Annotated in this window: 15 protein-coding genes and 1 pseudogene; 1 reads left to right on the forward strand and 15 read right to left on the reverse strand. The window is 32.3% G+C overall.

The features are described from left to right. Positions 1-416: 416 nt before the first annotated feature. From BFA01S_RS00005 to BFA01S_RS00065, 13 genes and pseudogenes are all read right to left on the reverse strand, one after another. Complete coding sequence (locus BFA01S_RS00005) at positions 417-1,187, reverse strand: HAD-IIB family hydrolase (protein WP_066224192.1); 771 nt, start codon at positions 1,185-1,187, stop codon at positions 417-419. A 166-nt stretch (positions 1,188-1,353) separates the two neighbouring features. Beyond that, positions 1,354-2,172: an alpha/beta fold hydrolase gene (locus tag BFA01S_RS00010; RefSeq protein WP_066224195.1), complete on the reverse strand. Its 819-nt coding sequence runs from the start codon at positions 2,170-2,172 to the stop codon at positions 1,354-1,356. A gap of 342 nt (positions 2,173-2,514) precedes the next feature. After that, the gene (locus tag BFA01S_RS00015) at positions 2,515-3,039 is read right to left on the reverse strand and encodes an SMI1/KNR4 family protein (RefSeq protein WP_066224199.1); all 525 of its coding nucleotides are present in this window, start codon (positions 3,037-3,039) and stop codon (positions 2,515-2,517) included. A 100-nt stretch (positions 3,040-3,139) separates the two neighbouring features. Further along, complete coding sequence (locus BFA01S_RS00020) at positions 3,140-3,682, reverse strand: hypothetical protein (RefSeq protein WP_066224203.1); 543 nt, start codon at positions 3,680-3,682, stop codon at positions 3,140-3,142. 229 nt (positions 3,683-3,911) lie between these two features. Next, positions 3,912-4,679 (reverse strand): hypothetical protein, encoded by a 768-nt coding sequence (locus BFA01S_RS00025; protein ID WP_066224206.1) that lies wholly within the window; start codon positions 4,677-4,679, stop codon positions 3,912-3,914. A 590-nt stretch (positions 4,680-5,269) separates the two neighbouring features. Then, positions 5,270-5,731, reverse strand: a pseudogene (locus BFA01S_RS23115) (SMI1/KNR4 family protein); the annotation flags it as partial. A 261-nt stretch (positions 5,732-5,992) separates the two neighbouring features. Next, positions 5,993-6,940: a hypothetical protein gene (locus tag BFA01S_RS00035; RefSeq protein WP_066224207.1), complete on the reverse strand. Its 948-nt coding sequence runs from the start codon at positions 6,938-6,940 to the stop codon at positions 5,993-5,995. 1,106 nt (positions 6,941-8,046) lie between these two features. Continuing rightward, positions 8,047-8,517, reverse strand: coding sequence for a DUF6985 domain-containing protein (locus BFA01S_RS00040; protein ID WP_066224210.1), 471 nt, complete (start codon positions 8,515-8,517; stop codon positions 8,047-8,049). Positions 8,518-8,782: 265 nt separating this feature from the next. Continuing rightward, positions 8,783-10,018: a hypothetical protein gene (locus tag BFA01S_RS00045; protein ID WP_066224213.1), complete on the reverse strand. Its 1,236-nt coding sequence runs from the start codon at positions 10,016-10,018 to the stop codon at positions 8,783-8,785. 23 nt (positions 10,019-10,041) lie between these two features. Continuing rightward, positions 10,042-12,267: a DEAD/DEAH box helicase gene (locus tag BFA01S_RS00050; RefSeq protein ID WP_169800407.1), complete on the reverse strand. Its 2,226-nt coding sequence runs from the start codon at positions 12,265-12,267 to the stop codon at positions 10,042-10,044. 58 nt (positions 12,268-12,325) lie between these two features. After that, complete coding sequence (locus BFA01S_RS00055) at positions 12,326-13,426, reverse strand: DNA polymerase III subunit beta family protein (protein WP_066224218.1); 1,101 nt, start codon at positions 13,424-13,426, stop codon at positions 12,326-12,328. Positions 13,427-13,632: 206 nt separating this feature from the next. Then, positions 13,633-14,613, reverse strand: coding sequence for a DNA polymerase III subunit delta' (holB, locus tag BFA01S_RS00060; RefSeq protein ID WP_066224221.1), 981 nt, complete (start codon positions 14,611-14,613; stop codon positions 13,633-13,635). Next, entirely contained in the window at positions 14,610-14,849 is a 240-nt protein-coding gene (locus BFA01S_RS00065; RefSeq protein WP_066224225.1) for a hypothetical protein, read from the reverse strand. The genes holB and BFA01S_RS00065 overlap by 4 nt, the downstream gene beginning before the upstream one ends. A gap of 424 nt (positions 14,850-15,273) precedes the next feature. Here BFA01S_RS00065 and BFA01S_RS00070 point away from each other — a divergent pair, with 424 nt between their 5' ends. Further along, complete coding sequence (locus tag BFA01S_RS00070) at positions 15,274-20,256, forward strand: MAC/perforin domain-containing protein (RefSeq protein WP_066224228.1); 4,983 nt, start codon at positions 15,274-15,276, stop codon at positions 20,254-20,256. Positions 20,257-20,395: 139 nt separating this feature from the next. On the opposite strand, the gene dnaX is transcribed toward BFA01S_RS00070, so the two are convergent. Together dnaX and BFA01S_RS00080 are read right to left on the reverse strand one after the other, a co-directional pair. Then, positions 20,396-22,519: a DNA polymerase III subunit gamma/tau gene (gene dnaX / locus BFA01S_RS00075; RefSeq protein WP_066224230.1), complete on the reverse strand. Its 2,124-nt coding sequence runs from the start codon at positions 22,517-22,519 to the stop codon at positions 20,396-20,398. A gap of 13 nt (positions 22,520-22,532) precedes the next feature. Beyond that, complete coding sequence (locus BFA01S_RS00080) at positions 22,533-23,426, reverse strand: ThiF family adenylyltransferase (protein ID WP_066224233.1); 894 nt, start codon at positions 23,424-23,426, stop codon at positions 22,533-22,535. Positions 23,427-23,823: the final 397 nt, after the last annotated feature.

The raw sequence follows: 23,823 nt of genomic DNA on the forward strand, positions 1-23,823 counted from the left end.
GGCATGACTCCCATTTCGGATGAAGATATTAAAATCAGCCTTAAACGCAATCCTCCTATACTAAAATCACACTCCTTTTTAATCATATAAATCATATTTCGGGCGATCCCACCTTCCCTACTATCCAAGCTTAAATACATAAATAACATTTTAAACAGTAAAAGGACATTCCAGCTAAAGATCCTTATCTTAATTTTTGTATAAAAAAATGAACTTAGCTAAAGCTATAATTAAGATTAGCTAGTTAAGCTGACTCCAAGTCGTTAGTTTAGCTTTTCAAAAAACATGCTCTCCTTTAGAGTATGTTTTTTTGAATAAGTAAGATCCATATAGCTAAGATATAAATATGATATACACCAGTTAACATAATTCACATTTTACAAAGTTAAAAAGGATCTTTTTCTCAAAGATCCTTTTTACTTAACTAAAGTATAATAATCTGATAGCATTTCTAGTTTACTAATGATTTCTTCTTCAAAATTTCCTTTAATATCAATTGATTCTTTTGCAAAATGTGATAATTCCTCATGATGACCAATCATTACTGTATGTAAAGCATTTTGGAACATAGTTATATCATTTGAATCATTCCCAAATGCTATATAAGAACCTCTCTTAACTCCTAAAGCTTCAAGGGCACTCCATTTATGTATACCTTTTGGACTTATATCAAGAACATTTTCATTACTATGTCGATTAATAAATAGTTCCATATCAGACAATTTTTCAAATAATTGTTCAAAATTATTTGAAGTTAAGATTAAGATTTTTACTATCGAAGTTAACTCATTCAAATTAACTAATTGTGCTAATTTTCCAGCATCTACATTTCTTAATATAGGATGATCATCAGGCCCAGTATAAGCATAGTTCCATTCTCCATCTATCAGATAAGTACCATCAAACTCTTTTATTAGATCTACAATTTTGTTTAAATCCTGAGATATAAAAGATTTTGAATGTACAATTTTCCCCTCTTTATAGATAAGTGAACCATTACCTCCAATCATCTTATAATGATGAAAATCTTTATGAATTACAGGTAACATATCTCTAATAGGTCTAGCAGAAGCAAAAATCACTTCATGCCCTTGCTTCGTTAAATTGGCTAAAGCATTAAGAATCCTTTCAGATATAGGCTCTCCTTTAAAACAAATCGTCCCATCTAAATCAAATACAAACAACATCTATTTCCCCCCCTTTTATAATTGGATAATCATACCATAAAAATAAATAAAATAATTAAATTTCTATTAACTTAGATAACTTTCAAAACTCTAGTTAACATAATTGACATTTTACAAAGTAGAAAAGGATTCTATAAGAAAAACATAAATCCATACCAATTTAAAATTAATCATTTTCTTCAGATGCAATAAAATCAAAAATTGACTTAGCCAGCTTATTAGGGCATTCCTCCATTAAAACATGACCAAACCCCTCATACTTCTCTATCCTCGCATCTAGTAAGTTGTTCTCATAAGATTCGAAAACATGATGTGGAATAAGTTTATCATTTGTTCCATAAATCAATAATACTGACATTGTTAACTTATTAACTTGATTTGAGATAATTCCTGTATCATTATCTGCAAGGGTTTTAGTAATCACCAACGGTAAATTAGGGTCAGAATAAGGCTTTATCCAACCATTCAATAATTCAGGAGTAAGCTTCTCAGATGGGATCCCAAGCATACGTGACATCATCTTTGGGTTTGGTGGACGTTTTAACATTTGCCTAAATATCCAGTTTAACCATCCCTTTCTTGCCAAGCTTTGAACCAACGAATTAACTCCTTTTCTAAATCCGTCAGGGGCAATAAGCGTTAAACTTTTCACTAATTCAGGAGATTTTAAGGCTGCATGAACAGCTACCTCTCCACCCATAGAATGTCCAACTAAATGAACCGATGAAATCTTGAGTTTCTGTAATACTGCTATAAGCCTTTCTGCATGAGCTTTCTTACTATAGGAAGCATTTACGGGTTTATCACTTTCACCGGCACCAAGCAAATCGAGCACATAAACAGTGTGATTTTTAGATAGTATGGAATATATATTTCTCCAACAAAAGTGATAAGAAGCCGTTCCATGAATTAAAACAATTGGTGGGCCACTCCCATTACAAGTTACAAAAATATGGCCTTCATCTAGAGAAATGTATTGCTTCAATGAAATCGCTCCTTTGATAGAATCCTTTAGAAGTTTAGAAGTAAAGTAAGGTCTATTGACTCTCAATTTCTTCTCTTATTATGATAATATCAAATAAAGTTATTTTTTAGTTATAATGTAAATTTATAGAAAAATACTTGATTAAAAAGTGACTATAAATCAAAAATGAAATTTATGTTAGATAATGGTATTTAAAAGAATATTACAGCTGCTAAGTCCTTGAAAATTGATCATTAAATTTATTTAGTTAACATAATCCACATTTTACAAAGCAAAAAGGGTCTTCTATCAGAAACCCTTTTTATTCTTTATTGATTAAATTACCTGTTAATTGAATGAAACTCATTCACTTTTTCTCCTATAACTTGTTTTTAACTTTTTAGGATCTAAAATATAACCACGAGATAGTTTTCTTAAAAAAGCATCAAAATCATTTGCTATTTTTATTTGTTTCCATTTTTCATTATCTGATAAATAATCCTCGTAAAAGTAAACTACTGAGGGATTTTCAATATTTTCCTCATAATTTAAAGCAATCCAGCTATGATAATCGCCCCATAGAATGATTATAGACTCGGGTAAACCAACCTCATTAATCCAATACTTAGAAGCAAGGATATCTACACCATTTTGTTCTCCTTGAAAGTTAATTCCACCTATCTCTGGAATTGTAAATCGTTCCTTATCCTTTTCTTCAAGAAAAATTTTTGAATATTTTAAAGTACCACCATTATGTTCTTTTAATAATTCTATATATGATTGAGGAAGTTTAACACCTAGCTTTTCCTCAGCAACTCTAATATCTAAATCCGATATAGGTTTTTCACCTTTATCCCAAAATTCACCTTTACCTTTATAAAACTCCAAGTTATCACCTCATTCATATATCCTTAAGTATTGAATAATAGCATCTGGTTAACATAAAGCACATTTTACTTCTCCTTATTTCATAAGCTAATTAAAGAAATTAGTCTTCATCTGTCATACAAATAATCCATAACTTTTGTTCCTTTTCATCAAAAATAATCCAAGTAAAATCCCAAGCAATACCATGAAACCAATCAGTCCAAGCTTCTCCCGAATTAAATACTTTTACTTCAGAGAATCTATCCTGAAACATGTAATCACATATCATTTGCCCTAATTTTTTAGCTTCACTTGCATCCCTATCCGACTCACTATAAGCACCACCCCACATGAGTGTTATTGCAAAATCTCCATCAAGAATTAAAGAATTTATTTCATTTAACCCTGTTTCATTTTCAAGTGGATCACTGATATTTAATTCAGCAATATTATTTCTTATATCTGGAGAAGACAGAAGCTTTTTAAAATACTTTTCATATTTTTCTTCTTCCGAAGGAAGCTCTCTAAAAACTTGATGATTTGTTACTTGAAAACAACGTATGATTGTTCCACCATTGTCAAATTCATTATTAAAAGTATCAATAAATCTTTGTACAATTGGACTATTTAACTGAAGTTCTTTAAAAGTACCAGACTTCCACATAGTTATATTAACTCCTAAATTTAGATTCTTAAGAAATATAATATATTATAAGTTATATGTACGTCATATATAGCTCTAGTTAACATAATCGACATTTTACAAAGCAAAAAAGGATCTTTGATTGTGAAAGATCCTTTTAATTATTTATTGAATTAAAGCACCAAATAGTTAAATATTTACTATCAACCATTATCTAGTTTTTCCTCATATTTCACTATTGTCATACGATTTATTCCAAGAATTCTAATACGTCTTTACCTAACTCTTCATAATGAATGGCCTTAATATTCCCTGATTTGGCATTCATGTTGATAATAATCCGATCAGCACCATCTTTGTGAATGGCATGAAAAACAACCGTCCACATCCCCTCGCTTAAAATTGCGTCCTTCGATTCTATTGACATGTTTTCTTTCTCATGTTCGTCAAACCATTTCATCACTTCTTTATTCTCTTTTGCCATCTCTTTTGCTTGATCCACAGTCATTATTTCAGGTTCTTCATCATTCATTAGTTCTAAAGGTAATGACGAAAAGAATCTCTCATTATCATGAGTTTGGAAAGAAAAGGACATTTCATACATACCACTCAATGCGTTCACAGTACGTTCATTCGTTAAGCTAACCTTGCGTTTAAAAGTTATTTCTTTTTCAAATGTTTCATTTGGTTTCATTTCTCTTAAATCATTGGGATCAAATATGTCATCACAACTTTCTTCCTGTTCATTACCCGTAACGAGGTATGAATTAGCATCTTCCTTTTTCACTGATATTCCAAAAGGAATGCCACAACGACCATTATAAATAATAGTCTCCCTGCTGGTATTAGTAATAGATGCGTCTACTTTAATGTCTTTGCCTATCTTTATCGTAGCTTTTAATGCGAGCCCATTCTGTTCAAAGTCATGGGTGAACGTTTCTAGGTCGCCAGATGCTGATTGCTGATTCGTCCCGCAGGCACTAAGGATTAAAATTAGAATCAACACAAATTTTTTCAATCTATCATCCTCCTAAATTTTTAATTTCTATAAACTCATTCTTCTCCAACTCTTCTGTTCTTTAGTTCAATAAAAATGAGTGCTATTCCTTCTTAAAGGAAAGCACCCTAGGTTCGACTAGCGTTTTTTAACAATTTTATTGTTATCTAACAAAGTATATAGTTCTAGTTAACATAATTGACATTTTACAAAGTAAGAAGTATCTCTTGATAATAGATACTTCTTGTTTACTGAATGAATATATCGTTTAAATGAAAAAGTTCATTTCAATTTTCACTAAAATACATATCTACATAATATTCTATCTCATTGTCACTTTTGATAATGGAAACAATCTCCTTTATTCCTTTAGAAGAAAGTATACCCACTTCATTGAAATGATTAGTAAAATTAGCTGCTAACTGTTTAATTTCAAGGTCCGGGCTTTGAAGGAGAATAATCATACTTTGCTCGATAAAAATTTCATTTCCTTTCGAGTTTTCATAGAGATAGTTTAAAGCTGGAATAATCTCTTGCTCATTATTTGTTGATAAAACTGTTTTAAGATCATCAAGAGTCCAACTTATTTCCTCTTGTTCATAATATGTATCCTCATGTTCTGTTTCATCTACATATAATCCATTTAAAAATGAATCAAAATCTGGAGCTAATTCGATAATTTTTCCTAAATCCACATCTATATATATAATCGGAGGCTCTTCCCTTGTATTTCTGTAATCAAGTCCAATCCAACCATGACCATTTCCAGAGATTAAAACAACATTATTGGGTAAATCCCATTCTTTAATTAAATATTGACTTTTTAAGATACCATTTTGCTCACCTATGCCAAATATATGGTCTACATTAATATGATCATCAGCCCAAGAATTTGGAGTATCAGAAGGATGTGAATCAAACTTTATATATCCTCCGTTTTGTTCTCTAAGAACGTTTATGTATGACAATGGTAATTTTATTTTGAATGTTTCTTCTGCTTTTTTAAGCATTTCAGCTGTTAATGGCTCTAATTTATATTCATCAGCGTTGTCTCTCCATATATTACTCTTCACTAAATTCACCTCTAATGAAAATAATATTTCTTTTAAAATTTTTTGTACATTCATTATTCAACTATTATTCTTCCAGTTAAACAATGCTTTCTATTGAATTAGTTAACATAATACACATTTTACAAAGCTAAAAAGGATCTTCATCTCAACTGAACTGCACCCCAACTGTTAGATTTTTTGTCTAACAATTGGGGTGCAGTTCAAATCAAAGATCCTTTTAGCAAGCTCATAATAATCTCTAATAAATTGTATTTATCAATCTTAATATTTACCAGTTGCAAACTCTGCTATCAAATTCTTTTCCATTTGCTCTACATCTATTTTTCTCTTTTTACCACTTCCCAATAAAATGCATTTTGGTAATGGTAGTTCTAAAATATGATTCATCACGTCAAGTTCATCTGGGTAATGTACGATAAATTCTCCTTTTTCTGGATATTTATGTTCCCTCTGCCAAGATATCAGTCCCTTACAAAAATTATCATTAGCAGGCATTACAATTTGAAGGAAATCATCTTCCGGTAATATATACCTGGCTATCTGATATAACCCATGAGCTTCTGTACAGAAGCATTTATATACTTTAGGACGATCAATCCTTGTTGAATATTTACATACGTTACTCAATTCTTCAGTTGCTTTATCCATATCATTATTCGATAAAGCCATTAAATAGGCAACGATTGCTTTATCCCACAAACCTTTCTTTTGGCCCAGAAATTTTTCTCCTGCAGCATAAGCAATTTCCAGCCATTGCTGATTTTTATACCATAATGACATTAACAAATTACTTGCAACAATATAAAAGGGATGACCATTATTACATAACCCCAATTCTACCGGATAACAATTCTCAATAACCTCTTTATAATTGCAAGCCATACTATCCATAGTTCTCCAAAAATATTTACAATGATCATACCCACAAGCTGTGATATTTAATAATCTATGTTTGCTGTAATGATAGATTGTATTATTCAATAACTCATAATCATTATTCTGAAAAGCCATAGATAAACCTAATAAATATGGATTTTTTATTAAAGCAAGATATGTACCTATATCGGGATCTTTCCATCCTTCACAAATACTAATGTATATTTCAAATTGTTTGTTTATATAATCTTCCAAATCTACATAGGTATAAACATCTTTTGTCTGTACTGGATCACGATATATTTTTAAATATTTCTTTGCTATCTTCTCCATTTGAGTTCCTCTTTTCAAAATCTATTCACAATATTTCAAGTATTATTAGCCGACATTACAAAAATAATATTCTCTAACAAAATTAGATAATTACCATTCAGTATGAACCTTTATTTAACTGAAACTGATGATTTTTTTCAATATATACTCATATTCATCTTATCTGTATTTTCTTATACAAATTTACATATTATGAAATTAAAGTTAAATATATACGATTATTATATTATAAAAAATGACTAATTTCATCGAATCAAGTTTGAACATACCATATCTTGTGAGTCTAGTTAACATAAGTCACATTTTACAAAGTTAAAATCCGAGTCAACCGCCGTATTTGCTTAAATTCAGCCAAATTCGGCGGTTTTCCCTCTGGGAAATAACCTCAAAATCTCCTTCAGAAAACAAAAGCACGATCTCCCATTTCCTTTGTTTTTCTCCCGTTTTCGTATATTCCAAATTTAAACTATAAAACCATTATTTGTGTTAAAATATAATAGTTTGTCAAAAGGAGGTGTTTTTTTGAAGAGATTTCATATATTCAATGTACTATCAGGACTAATTATCCTTTTCATATCAGGTGTAGCTATTTCTCATGGGAACATTATAATTCCCCTATTTTCAATTATTCTATTTGTCATTTCTTAATATTTACAAGTTAAAACTAAACTAAAGACTCTTGGAGTTATAATCAACATTTGTATTCTCATTTCTTTATGGATTTTCTTACTACCCTCCTTCTTTGCTCCTTAAATCATAGACTAACTAATAAAAGCAGGCTTAAGCCTGCTCTGTTAGCCTTTAAGGCTATTAGTCTCTAAGAAAGATAGCTATTAATGATCCTGTGAATGGCATCTTCATTGTTGCCCTGCAGCAAGTCACTCATGAAATTGAGATATTGTAGCTACAAATCTCCCCTCTTTTCTCCCAGCCAATAAGAAATTCTCCGATTATCCCTAGGAGTCGTAGCATCGTAGAGTCGTGGAGTCGTCAAAAAGAAGCATTTGAGGGGAAACCTTCATAAGGAAGGCCTTTAACAAAAAAATGCTGCCATTAAGGCAATATCAGGCAGCTTCAAGCTGCAGTTTATAGACAAGTTCTTTTATTCATATCGCAACATCTTGGTAACCTACTGCAATTACTTTTTCGTTTATAAGACGAATCCCTAAACCATTTTCTTCATCCCATGTACAATCGAAAGATATCCCTATATCTCGGCAGCCTTCATAAATATTTTCATATGAAACCATAATTCCAACTAAAGTTATGTGTTCCAATAATTGATCTTTTGTTTCAATCAAAGGATAATTCTCATTAAATGCAACATCGTACCCTAGTTCATGTCGCTTTTGATTATAATAGTCTAAAATAGGTTGTAAGAAGCTTTGATGTAAGGCCTCCCAGTTTTGCATTAATGAACTATATGATTCATGTTGTCCTTCACTAAATTTCTCATCTATTTCACCAGCAATTATTAATACTATTTCAGTATCTTTTTCGAAAAATTTAACAGTGATGTCCTTACACCAACCATAAGTATATTCAATCTCTCCAAAGACTGTATCGTTTATAATCATTTTAAAATCTCCTTCCTCTTTAAAAGATAGTGACTTTATAAAACTATAAACATAGAATTACTATGTATATGAATGAATTTTACCAGTATTTCCCCCATGAGTAAATTATTTCTCTTTAACTTGTAAATAAGATTAATTAAAAATAACGCTAAACCTTCGATTTAACTTCATATAAAAAGCCATTGTTTTGAACAAAGAATGATCAAAACAATGGCTCTCTTCTACTTTTCAAAACTGTTTTTTTTAAGTTTAATTAAAATTAATTTTAGAACAGTGGCATTTGACCAGCTATAGCCCCTGCCTTTTTATCATCATTCTTTAATGGAACAAGTTTCTGAATTAGAGCTGCTATAGACACATCTTCACTAACATCAGTTTCAGGTTCTAGTAGACTATCTTCAATCTCATTACCTGATTCTTCAGTAATTTCAAGTAGTACTTCTTCCATTATTTCCTCTGCTTCTTCAACAGCGGTAATCTCAAGTGATACTTCTTCTATTATTTCTTCTGTTTCCTCAACAGTGGTAATCTCAAGCGGTACTTCCTCTATTATTTCTTCTGTTTCCTCAACAGTGGTAATCTCAAGCGGTACTTCCTCTGTTTCCTCAACAGCAGTGATTTCAAGCGGTACTTCCTTTGTTATTTCCTCTGTTTCCTCAACAGCAGTGATTTCAAGCGGTATTTCTTCTGTTATTTCTTCTGTTTCTCCAACAGCAGTGATTTCAAGCGGTACTTCTTCTGTTATTTCTTCTGTTTCTTCAAGAACAGGAACTTCAACCTTAATTTCTTCTAAATCTATGATAATTTCATCACTTTTATTAATAAGAACTTCTTCATCCTCTTCCTCATTAAGTTCTATGTCATTAACTAATTCTTCATCTGATACCTCTAATTCTTTTGATAAAGGATTAGTTATTTCCCACACCAAATCCGCTAATTTTCCATGAGCTTCTATTAAATTTCGATAATCTTCATCTTCATCTTCTTCTTGGTCCCGTTCAGGTATTACATCTTCTTCGAGTAGTAAACAACCACCTTCTTTATTGATTTCTTCAGGACGAAAATATAATCCAAAACCGTGAAAATGACTAGGATCAATCGATAAATTTTGTTCTATAATATCAAGATTATCTATAACTTTTTCTCTTAAATCTTCACATACAAAAGGGATCATTTTAGAAAATTGACGAACAGCTCCTTTAACAGTCGGTGAAGAAAAAGGATTTCCTTCAAATCCTGCCCATTTTGCTATCCACCAACCATCCTTTCCTTCATGTTTAACTTGTTTCACTTCAAAATTGTGCGTCTCCGCATAACGCTTAATCCAGCTTGGCATAGCCCCTTTAAAATAGGCTCTAATTAACTTATCTGCCAATTTGGGATGCATTTGAAGTTTAATAGGCTTCTTACTAAAGAATCGATGGGAAGGAGACTCATTTTTCTTTGACTCCATCCATTCAATCGTTAAATGTTTTTTTGTTTGATCATATATAGGTTCCATACTTATCTCTCCTTAAAAAGTTTTTAAGAGACTGCAAAAACTTCGTCTCGCTTTGTCCCTCTGTTTAACATATCTGCTGCGAAAGCAACATAATCCATTCCATCCATCTCTAATGAATCATCGCCTTCAAACTCTTTTGCGATCTCATTAAAATCTAATTCTTCTCGATCAATTGCTAAATCTACTCCGGATTGCTTAGAGAGGACTAGCCCATGCATGTTAACATCGATCGTGCCTTCTGCAATTAGCCATAGAATGTCTACTACTGATTTTTGTCCCATTCTAACTGCGCGTGAATAACATTGTTCGATTTTCTTAGCATTAAAATCTAAGTCATATAAGAAAACAGCTTTAGCTTCCGTTAATGTATAGGACTCAGCTCCTGTTCTCGTTGTCATCACAAGAATTGAAAGATTATCATTTGGATTTTGAAAACGGTCCATTAAATCAAAGCGATATTTCATGTCAACTGTTCCATGAATATAAGCAGCTTCTTTACCAGGTAAAATCCCATCTAAGATTAAACCTAACTGTTCTGCAGTAGCTTTATGTGAAGTGAATATAAGCATTTTCTTGCCCAATCTTAAATAAGATTTTGCCTTTTCTATTAAGTAACGAATTTTCGTTGGCTGTTCATTACGTGAAGCATCATATTCATCAAAAACCCATGGACAACTAGCTGCTTGACGTAACTTAGTAAGCCAAGAAAATACAGTTACTGAGGATATATTGTATTTTTCTCCTCTATCTAAAGCGGCTTCTTTTTTTAACAGTTCATCTTCATACCATTGTTGGAATTGTTGAAGGACTGTATCATATAATTCTCTGTCAGCTTCAGTTAAGTCTAAATGGCGTCGAATATGTTTCGGCCGTGGAACATTAATAACAGATTTCACATCAGAATCCTGCTTCATTTTCCGAATCATAAGAGAGTCTAATAATTCCCATAATGATTCATGATTGGAAATACGAGCCTTTATATTATCCACTTCTAAAAGTGTTCTTTTATGGCCTCCCCCGTAAAACATTCTGAAGTGTTCCTCTCCTTTTTTTCCATATCCTAAAAAAGGAGTACGATAATAAGGATCTTCAAAATGAGAACCACAACTTGTTAGCCAAGCTAACTGCCAGAATAAATCTTCTGATCCGTTTTCTGCAGGAGTACCTGTCAAAATACAACGCACCTTCGTTCTTACTTTTCGAACAACGGATTTACTTCGCTTAGAACTGCCATTCTTGAGATAATGTCCCTCATCTACAATACAAGCGTCATATCCTGTATGAAAATGAGAAGATAATGATTTCTTTCGCTGTTTAACAACAGAAAAGCCACATACACAATATAAACCTTTCTTTTTCCATTCTTCATTACAGCAAGGACATTTCTCTGGAAGGTCATCATATGAATATGCTTCCTCTAGTGGCTTAGCCTTTTCTTTGCAATTTTTACAGTATTGAAGATTTGAATGAAAGTTAAGCGTACTATTGCATCCCGGGCAATTTGCATGTGATTTCTTAGAAAAAACAATTGAATCACGAGCCCACTTTTCATAACTTACTAAGTGAATTCTTTTTGCAGATTTTAAATCTGTTGGATTGTTTAAAATAATGTAATCATCTTCCAGTCCTAAAACCTTTATCTCACGAACCCAATCGTTCATATTTCTACTCATGGTTATAATAAGAATTGATTTATTACTTGGATCGGCTGTTGTTCCTACAAGTGAGCATAGTGTCTTGCCTAAACCCATATCAAATGCAAGTAACAGTCTCTTTTTTGCGATTAAATAAGCTGCTCCTTCCTTTTGATAGGGATGCAATTCTTTACCATCTGATAATTTTCCACCATACTTCTTTTCTACCAGTTCATAGGCCCTTTTATATTGTGGAGTATGCCGTACCGCTTCAATACTTTTTTTATCCCACATATATTTTTTAAACTTGGCATTAAGAGCTTCTTGCACTTTAGGGACCGAGGTTAGTTCAACATCAATTCCCCAATCTTTTAATGCAAGTACCGCCTCATTTTCGAGCAAATTTCTTTTTTCATTTCGAATTAAATAATGCCAGGATAAAGGATTTGTAGTACGATGTACTGTCTTTTCCACACCTTTTCTATCTGCAATCTTAAAGCTAAAACGAAGTTCATGATTATTGGAACAAACCATACACTCATCCTTCATTAAAGCCTCTTTCATAGTATTTACTTTAAAATCAATACCCTTCGAATGGTAGATCATATGTGCCATAAGAAAAAGCACTACGTATTAGATACGCAGCGCCTTCACCTCCCTCAAGATAATTAAATTATTTCTTTATTTGACCAATTAATGCTTTAATATGGTCTGTCTCTTCACAAACAATTGTTAAAGGTGAGCTTTCATTTTTAAACAGGATTTGAACTTCTTCTGTTCTAAACAAACTAGCAGCAAGTTCTATATACTCTGCATCAACTTTAAAGTTAAATACCTCACCTTCAGCTACTGCCCCAATTTGCTGAGTCAAAACAGAATCTAGTTCAGCAGTAACTTTAGAGTTTTCAGAACGAATAGTAAGTGCTGGACGTGACTGAGATAATTGTCTTGCACGTTTACATAGATCTATTAGCTCCATTCTATCGAATATCCACTTTGTATTTGCTGAGTAATCAGCATATCCATTATCTATATCAGGAAAGACTCCCACTAATACCCGGGTAACGGCAGTTGTTAAACCGCTTTTAAACACTAACAATGTTTTTGCCTCATTCATCCCAATAGTAACTTCACCGTCGGCTGATAATATATCAGCTAATCCCTGTAAGCTTTCAGTTGGTATAGAAAATGAAACACCTTCAAACCACTCCGTCATTGGACTTTTAACTGTCACTGCACGGTATTGATTCGTAGCTCTTACATATGTTTCTCCAGTGTCCTTCTCTTTTGAAAAATGAACACCAGTAATTACAGGATTGTTATTTCCATTACTAGAACCTGTCTTTGCTGCAAAGGCTGGCAATGTCCGAGCATAAGCTTGTAACACTCCTGGTTTCCATACAATCGTCTCAACAGTTTTAGGTATTTCAATCAATGGTGCTGTTTCAGCTAATATTTCACATACAATTTTCGAATTGCGTCCCCAGCGGAGATAAAGTAAATTACCATTAAGTTGTACAGTAATATCTTCATCAGATGGTAATGCATTTACTTTAAGTTCTAACTCAGCCATTGATGTAGCAATATCTAAATTAGCAGAAATTTCTGCTTCCAAGCTCTTTTCTACTTGAAGATCGTCTCCATTAAAATACAATGATACGAGACTACCTTCTGTCTTAATAAAGCAAGTTTTTTCACCTAATCGAGCCTTCTTTGCCCCTTTTACTAATGATGCTACAGTATCTTTTAATAATTCTCCTTTGACCTTAAACATGGGTCATTCCTCCTTAAAAAAGTGTTTAGATTTGAAATAATCTTTTCATTCAACTTTTCAGTTTTAATGAAAATAAAAAACGCCTATGACAGGGAATTGTTAATCACAATCACCGTCATAGGCGTATTTAAACAAAGTTATATAAAAAAGATATCCTCCCGCTTGGGTGGAAATAAAAAGAAAATTTCTATATCTATATTTTATCTTTACCGTTTTATATATTCAAGCCATGAATGACAAATATGTTCTAAAACCATTAAATAATTTGAATTAGAACGCAGCATTCCGCTGGCTTCAATTAATAATTCCATCATATCTGCAGCTTCAAAAACTGTAAAATGATGTTGATACGCTTCTAATAAAGCCTTTTTATCATTTAATCCAATGTCTCGCTTAAGACTTATATTTACGATCTCATTGAACCATAAGCTTAATAATTTTAAACTTAATTGCTGTTTATCCTTATCCGTAAATAAATTAGGCCACTCTGTTTGAATCGTAATAATAGCTCCATAAGGATTTTCTAGAAACTGCTGTAATGTATGGAAAAACAGGTCTCTTACTTTAAAAAACCAATCTTCCTCTAACAGCTGTTTCCCATTTAAAATACTTTTAGTTGTTCTTGAAAGAAGAAACGAAACTTCCCTCTCTATCCCCTCATTTACAAAAGCGGATAAAACATTCTCTTCTTTTAAAGGATCAAACTGATACATTTGAGTTCGTGACAAAATAGTTTTAATAATACGATGCTTATTTTCTGTTATTAGAATTGCTAATGTTTGACCATTTGGCTCTTCTAAAAACTTCAACAAACTATTTGCTGCTTGTACAGTCATTTTATCAACATGCTTAATAATATAGCATTTTTTATTAGACTCCACTCCTTTGTAAAAAAACTCTTTTTGAAGTGAACGGATCTGATCAATTTTTATACTTTGGCCTTCTGGCTCAACTACATGAAGATCCGGATGGTTTAATGAATTAATTCGTTTACATTCATTACAATCATCGCATGGACCTGATTCATTTTGATGTTTACAAAAAAATTGTTTAGCCATCCAAAATGCAATTTCTTCTTTGCCTACACCTGGCTCTCCCGAAAATACATAAGCATGAGCCACTTTATCATTAGAGAAAACTTTCCGGATAAGAGAAGTCACCCTTGGTTGAAGTGCGAGTACGCTCATAAAGCATCCTCCCCTCTTCTTTCAATAAAACCTTCTAAGATTATATGAAACGGAAGTGCTTGTCCATATAAAGCTCTTTTAGCAAGAATACAAATGAAACTTTCTACTAATTCTCCATTTTCCTTCATCAAACTCACATTTTCCCATGCAATTTTTGCTTCTTCAGAAGAACAAATTTTCTCCCTTCTTGCTTGTAAAATATGTGTTTTTAAAAATTGAATACTTTCCCTTAACATGTTATTTCCTCCTTAAAAAAGTGTTTGAGCGCACAAAAAAACACTCCTAGAACAATCGAATGGATTCGTATCAATTTAGATACATTCGATCACTCTAGGAGTGTTTTTAAATAGTTGTTCTATCCCGCATGGGTTAGAATGAAAAGAGAGTTTTATAGACTTATATTATCACATCATAACAAAAAAATCCCTCTAATTTCTCTAATATTTCTCCTAATTCCCTAATAAATAATACTTTATAGTCAAATGTTTTAAATATTGACTAATACAATTCCTTTTTCATTCACTTTCCTACAGATTAATTTATGCTACTTTAATACTATTATTCTTGACATCATTTAAGAAATAATTAACAATAAATTTATAGTTTGGTAATAATTACCCCCAACTAAACTATTATTATTATTTAAAAAGGAGAATGTTAGTGAAAATTAATTCTAGCATTAAGCTTGGAACTGTAACGAACTTAATTTACGGCTATAACCCTGATTGGAGAATAGGTGATGTTCAAAATGATTGCTTATTTAGACCTTCAGAAATGTCATTGCAAGAATTCGATATTGAATTAAATTCAGAAGAAAGTAATTGGAGCTACCCAGACATATCGTTACATGATTCTTCTGAAAGCCTATTAAGTAAGCTTTATCCTTTTAGAATAGTAAATCCAACTGATGGAACGAAAGCCCCTGTTCTTCCAGCTGGACAACTCCTTATTAGTGATCACGATCGTAATTTATCATTAAAAAAATTGTCTGATTCCCTTGGAGTTGATTTAAGTAATCCTGATTATGGTTATGCCTTAGTCCAGATTAATCGCCAATCAGGATATGCTGAACATCCTAGTTCAGAACAAGGTATAAGAATCCATCCTAATCCTAGCAGAATCCCAGAAAATTTAGGAGTTAATAAAAATTTCAGAAAAGCTATGGTTGCTTTGCGACATTGTTCTGATAAAGCGGGACAGTTTAATCCTAATTTGATAAATCCTAAAATTGCACAATCTTATTTGAAATTTTTCAATAAATTTGGAACACATTTCATTTCCAAAGTTTCAGCTGGTGATATCATTTTTCAAGTATTCGCTATCCCTTTAAATCGATTTGAACGTATTAAAAAAGCATATGCAGATGGGAAAAACCCATTATCTGGCCCTGAAGCAATCTCTTTCAGATATTTTACTACAGATATAAACAAGGGTGCTTTTGGTTATGTGAAAGAATACGGGAAAATTTTATCAATGAGCGGTCATATAAAGCTAGAAGAAACTATGAAAACTGGAGATTGGAATGATGATAGATGGGCAAAAACAAACACAATATTTGCCCCGTTCAGTGAAGACAGTCTTATTCCGATCGATAGATTAAATGAAGAATTTAATGAAATTGTACCGATAAATTATGAACTTACATCCATGACTTTATTTGCCGAACATAATCGAAAACAAGCTTGGACAAGAATATTTAAAGCAGCTATCACTCAAAAATATAAAGGAGAAATCAAAACAGAGTTTATTTCTTATAATTGTTGCGATGTAAAATCGGAATTTTCAAAAAATCAAGTCGCTGGATTTTTATCAACTATTTCCACTCCTAAAATCAACGCATATAAGCCATATATAGATTTATCTCAAATGAAATTTATTGCGAAAGAAGAAGTCAAAGAATTTACTTTATTTTCGAATGTACTTCATCATTCTAGCGATCAATTTGTTCAGGTTCCTGGAACAGATGTTGTAATTGTTTCACAGTTAATAGATATGGAAAATAATGAATCACTTTTAAAACTTTCTTTTACTGATAGAGCCTATGATTCCTTTAAATTATATTGTCATACATTCAGAGGAGCATTGCTTATTACAAATGAAGCTAACACGAAGCATAGCACTATTGTAGATGGTCTAGTATATACTCTTTCAGTAGCAGCTAATGGAAGATATGATATTAACGTAGAAACAGATATTCGTATAACTCCAAGTACTGATTTATTATCTCGTTTAAAAGATAGTATGGTCTTTTCATTCGCATTTACAGAAGGCATTATTAGCAATATTAATACAAGTGAAAAAGTACGTAAGTTTGTACAAACAGCTCTTCTTTGGTTAGGAGATCTAGTTCCACAAAATTCAGAAAATGAAGAACTACTTACTTTACGTGTTCAAGCATTAGATCTTGCGAAATTAACTAGCAAGAACCCTTCTTATACATTTGTCCCTCTTCTCCCTTATTCGGATTATGAGAAGCAAGTGAATGCAATTTTAGATTATGTACAAGCAATTAATGATCAGATAGAAGCTAATCAAGAGAAAATTGATTTACGAAAACAAAATGAACTCATTATTGATGTTGCTAAAACTTTAAACAGTAATATTGTTCAATCTGGTGAGCTACTAATGAAAATTGTTGATGCAAATGCAGCTCAACAAAAAGATCTTGTTTCTTTCTATACATCTATTATTAACCAGAAAAAAGATGAATATAAATCACAGCAAAATAAAATTGATGCATTAGAAAAATCAGTGAATGATCAGCAAAGTAGCGTTCGTACAGCTATCGAAAATTATAAACAGAGTGTAAATGACTGGGAAACAAGAGAATGGATTAAATTTGGTCTTGATTTGGCAACAAATCTCTTTGACTTAGGTGTAACCATCTATACCCCTGCTAAAGCAATTTCTGCAGTTAAAGATTTAGCTAAATCAGTACAAATGATTAAGAAATTCCTTACAATTCTAAATGCTACTTCTAAAGCCTATACTTCGGGAAAAGGAAATATTGATGCGATTAGAAATGCTAATCTAACATTAGATGGTTTAGACGACTTTGATATTGAGTCTAATATTGCTTGGGATGAAATGAGTCAACATTTCACGATGATATTAGCAACAGGTCCTTCTGATCCGACTGTTAACCAATATAAAGCAGTTTTACAAGAAGCTTTTAACATCTTTGTTATTCGTGGAAAAGCTTGGGCAAGTGCAAAATCAAGTGCTCGTGATCTTGCAAGAGATATCTATATTCAGCAGAAGCAACAAACATTAAATGAAGCTCAAAATAAGCGATTGTCTAATCTAAAAGGATATCTAAAACCGAAGAATATTAGTAATCTTAATCGTTCTGAAATTGATTTAATTGGTTTAACCGGAAATCTTACATTTATTCAAAATCAGATGATGGGTATTTTAACAAAAGCCTTTAATTTAAAGGATCAAGCGTTACAATACCAATTTTTACAACCACCGACTTCAATTGAATCATATGATTTTCTTGGATTCAGAAGTGCTATAACTCGTCAAGAAACAAATAAAATACAAGCAAAAACTTCATTAAATCGTTATCAATCAATGACAACTACTCCAATTCCTTTTGAGATTCATGGGGTAGACATAAACAATTTAATAGATGGAAATGTACTTAGAGTTAATATACAGCCAGATCATTTAGAATTTTTAGAATATGTGAACACACGTGTTATTGCAGTAACAGCAGAAATAGATGGGATAAAATCAACGGAAAGCGGCAGTTATTTAATTAACTTAGCTTATAATGGTTCTCCATTCTATGACAGAGACATAGACAGAAATTTACGTACTTTTCATACAATAAAAAGAGAACGAACTTATGAATATGAAGTTGCAACTAATAAACCTAAATTTTCAGATAATGGGTTGTCTTGGTCATATGATGTTAATCCTATTACACCTTTTTCAACTTGGGAAATTAGCTTACCAAAAACAAAGATTAATAAGGGGATGCAAATTGAACAGCAAACGGTCAATATTAAACTTACTTTTATATTAAAGGCAAGAATTAAAGATATTCCGGCTGTTTATTCTGACCACTTAAATTCTAGAATGCTATTAACAACTAATTTAGGTGATACACCATCAGTTCAAGATCTTGTTTCAACAATGAATAAGCAAGGATCGGCTTTAAATGGTTGGGATGTCGTTTTTAATTTATCACTTGAGAAAATTAATGATGTTTTAGAGGATCAATATAATGAATTTAAATATAATGATAAAGAATTTGGTGGGAAAATTAGTGCTGTTACGAAAAGCGTCGTGATAAAAGGTCCACCAACGATTTATTCAATTAAGAAATTTGATATTCAATATGCATATCCTAGATTAACATTCTTACCAAATAATGATCAAACTGTCAATCTTGAAATGGAAATAACTTCCGGTACTTTGACACGTTGTATTCAGCAAGATGATCAATTACCAAATTGTGATGCACCAATTTCTATTGAAGGTGAAAAACTTAATGCTATTGTCCCTATTACAAAAATGAAAGGTATAGTGGAAAATGATGGTGACAATATATATAGTGTCATTTTAGACTTGGCGCAAGGTAGCTTTACAGCAGAAAATATTGAAATGAGTGATGAAGAACGTCTTGAATTTAATGAAGCAGTTAAAGCATACTTTACTTCACATTCAGTTCGTTACATTATAAATTCATTAGACTTAACAAAGTTTTCAACTTTAGAAGATCTTCGTCCTAACCAATTTCTATTTAAAACACTAGTCACACCAAGCGGTAATAAAATGTTGCAATTATTTATTCAAACAGCTAATCGAGCTGCTCTTGATTACAGTCAAACGTTCTTAAACAATGTTCCTGAACCTATTGCTCAAGGATATGAATGTAGTCTTATGACAAATAGTCAACTATTTTTTGATAAAATTATTCCACATAGCATGAACAAGGATGGTTGGCGAATACAAGGGAATGATCCAAAAGATCAATCAATGGCTTGGGATGCACATTTTAATGAGGGTTTCGTAAATGGAGATGTCGATTTAAGTCGATTAAATAGAAGCGAGTCTCATTCTCCTGGAAATAATGCGACAGTCATTTTTAAAGAAATTAGTTATGTCATTAAAGGAGGCAAAAATGTTCCTTGGCCAATAAGTGGCATGACAATCTCTCCTTCAAGTGAAGGGAAACTTAAACTATCCTTCTCTAAACAACAAAGTCAAACTTTTATAGAAAGAGTTCGTCGAAAAACGTGTACCTACTGGTGCACTGATTGGTCTTATAGTGAATCTGAGAGTAGTACCGATTTTAAAATGAATATTTCTGCAACACTTCCGCTTTCTGTTGAAGGAAATGGAATAGACCAACAAGTAAAAATCAACGTTTCTAATCAGTCAGTTACCGTCGATGGACGAACATCTGGTGGTGGTCCTTGTGGATCAGATGACTTACAAGCTCAAGTAAATAAAGTACTGCGGGAGCAAATACCAAATCAAATAGTGGAACAAATAAATGTTGATTTTGCGCCTGTCTCTGTCTTTGCATTACAAAATCTCCTTTTTCCTAATAACAATGTCATTAATTTGAGTGATGTTTATGCTCCTGGCGATCTTCTGATATTAGGTAATTTTGAGAAAGATAAGTAATCAGTTAACATTTCTTTGACTTTATCTCGTTGCTGCATTTGTAATAGAATGAATATTACTTAAAACAAAGATAGAAAAAATCCAGATATATCAGGGAAGAAGGTGATAACTAAAAGTTATCACCTTCTATATTCAAATCCTAATTTTTAACAAAATTATTTTTAATTTCAAGCCATTCTTTTTCATCGAGAACGACTAATTCAAGAGATCGTCCAAATACTTCTGCTAAAACACCTTGAACGATACTTCGATTAGACACTTTTTCTAACATTTTCACCTGCGGTTTAGCTTTCATTGCTACTACGATTTTCGAATTACTAACAGCTATGACTGCTGCTTCTCTAAATAAAGATAATACTGACATTCTCTCTTGTTTAAGAATACTGTGAACTTGTTCCTCTTTCTCTAGATATTCCATACGATATTCCTTTTTAGCCTCAGCAAGTATATCCATTACTTTCTGATTCTTCTCTGAAACTGGCTGTTTAGGAGATACTGATACTGGTTGCTCTTGGCTTACAAATGAAGAAGGATCTTCTTCTGTTAATGGCGGTGCTAAGTCATCGGAAGCTGGGAAACCATTATCGTCAACCACTTCAATATAAGCTGCCCCTTTTTTTATATCATCTTCTAATTGATCAAGAAATGTTAAAGCTTCATTTTCTAAAGGAGATTGAATTTCTTGATTTTCAAGGATAGATTCATTTTCATTCGCGGAATCAGATGGTCTGTCCTGAATTTCTTGTAATGTAGTAATCTCTTGTTTAGATTGTTGATTTTCCTCATTATCTACTTGATTTTTATTAAATGACATATCTATAAGCTCTTGCTTCATATCTTTTGGTTTTTCACGTGGGAACATATCAGCTGCCGCAATAACATTTTCTCCAGCCATTTGACGGATAAATGCTTCTTGAGGATCATCTATAATCTTTGGTTTATTTACATTTTCATTAGATTGATTAGAACTTTCAACTATTGAAGAAATTTCATCAAGTCCAATAGAAACCTCTGCTACCTTCTCTCCAATTTTAGAATCAATCAAATTAGTTTCTCGATGGCTTGGCTCTTCCTTAAGGATTTCTTCCTTACTAGAAGTTGCTGCCTGTTGATCTGAGACTACAAATTGGCCATTTGTAACGATTCTTTTTAGTTTTTCAACTTCTGCTTTAAGAATTAAAATTTCATCAACTGGATTATCAGCTGTAGTTTTAATTAAAGCAACTTCTAGAATAACTTTATCTTGGCCGCTATATTTAATTTGATTTTGACACTTAGAAAGAATATCAATAATAGAGTAAATTCTCTCTGTACTTATTTGACTTGCTATTGTTTTAAAAGAAGCATCAGTAATCACTTTTGTAAGATTTGCTCCCTCTCCAACTCGATTATATACAAGAAGATCACGATAATAGGAAAGCAAGTCATCCAAAAGAAATTTTGGTTCTTTACCGACTTCTATCATTTGATCTAACAAATCGAGCACAAGAGACGTATCTTTATTATCAATTGCTTGAACAACAGCTCCAATTTTAGCTAAATCAACAGTGCCGGTTAATTCAATCACGTCATTTAAGTTTATTTTCCCATTAGAATGAGCTAACACTTGATCTAACAGACTAAGTGCATCCCTCATTCCTCCGTCTGCAACCCGGGCAATAACATTGAGAGCAGCTGGTTCATACTCTACATTCTCTTGCTCAAGAATATATTTCATTCTTTCTACAAGAGTAGTATCTGTTATCCGTTTAAAATCAAAACGTTGTAACCGTGATAATATAGTAAGTGGAATCTTATGCGGTTCCGTTGTAGCTAGGATAAAAATAGCATGCTTTGGTGGCTCTTCAAGTGTTTTAAGAAGGGCATTAAATGCTCCAGTAGTTAACATATGCACTTCGTCTATAATATAAACTTTATAGTCACTAAATGCCGGCGTATATCCGATTTTATCTCTTAGTTCTCTTATTTCTTCCACACCATTATTTGATGCTGCGTCAATTTCAATAATATCCGGGTTACCATCTGAACAAATATCGCATGTACCACAAGGTTCTCCATTAACAATACTTTTGCAATTAATTGCTTTTGCAAAAATTTTAGCTGTACTTGTTTTTCCTGTACCCCGAGGACCAGAAAATAAATAAGCATGAGAAATAGAGTCCTGATTAATAGCATTTAATAATGTTTTCTTTATATGATCTTGTCCTAATAAATGATCAAATCCACTTGGTCTGTATTTTCGATAAAGGGCTAAATGTGCCATCTTTCATCTCTCCTTAAAAAGTTTTTCTATATGCGTTATATTCCTTTTGAATATTTTTAGGAACATATATTGGATTAGCTCCACATAACTGAGCATTAAAGGTAACGCTATGTGTCACTATTTCTTTAGTATGAAATAAACTATTCATCATGTTATTAGCGATCTGTGCAGCAAACTTATTGGTTGCACATCTCTGAGGATTATTGATGATTGCTTCACCACAAGATTGATTTGGAAAAGCAGTATGTTCATCAGTTAATATGTCATCATAGATCCTGCCAACTGGTTGTAGCCAGACTTGACCTTTCTTCTTAAAACCAATCACTACCTGTCCAGAGAAACCTGAGCGGGCCGCAATTGCCTTTTCTTCTTCTGAAAAGTCTTTTTCTTCTTTATCAGGAACCATATAGACACCTTCTACCGCTGCATCTATATAAATAAGATCCTCCAGGTAGTCACTATGAAAAAATTCATCCATTAATTGACGTGTTGCATTGTTATCTACCATAGAAATTAAAATAGGTACAACATTCTTCCCACTTTTAGCGGCAGCAAACAATGTTTGTAAGGTCTCAATATCAGTTACATACTTAGGTACTGACTGGACTTCAAGTTTGTAATGCTCTGCATATCGTTCTCTAAGAGCATCTACTTTAAATTCATCTAAATCATCTTCATCAAACAATTGATTATTAAAATTCTTCTCCTCCACTTTATCTTCATCAACTAAATAAAAGTCTAAATAAAATGGCGAAGAGTCACTAAAAGATAATCTCTTTTGTGAAAAATAAGTTGAAATATCTTGACACAGAGAACGAAAAAAATGACTTCCGTTTGCTCCAACTCCAATTTGAACAATATAATAGTATGGTTTCATAGTATCTTTATCCATTATTTTCAATCCCATAGTTTAACACTCCTTAAAAAAAGAAGAGGAGATATCCTCTTCTTCTCCTTCCTAATAATTCACATTGTTTTCCCACTCTGTAGGATAATGTGTTTCTTTAATTTTTATATTTTCAAAGATATCTTCAGCATTAATGATTAAAGAAGTATCATTAGCTTTTACTCGGAATACAAATTGAGGCTCATTAGTATGAAGCATTCCAAAAAATAGTGATAGGTAAGTCTTCGGATAAATACCCTCCGCTAACAATCATTAAGTGTCGCTAATAGCAATACACCTACTTAATTGACCTTTTCCCCCACTCAAAACCGTACGTGCGAGTTTCCCGGCATACGGCTTGCCATCAACCAATGTTTGACCACATAACGTTTAATTAGTGTAAATTCATCAAGACAAA

Source organism: Metabacillus fastidiosus NBRC 101226 (assembly GCF_001591625.1).
Lineage (GTDB): Bacteria > Bacillota > Bacilli > Bacillales > Bacillaceae > Metabacillus > Metabacillus fastidiosus.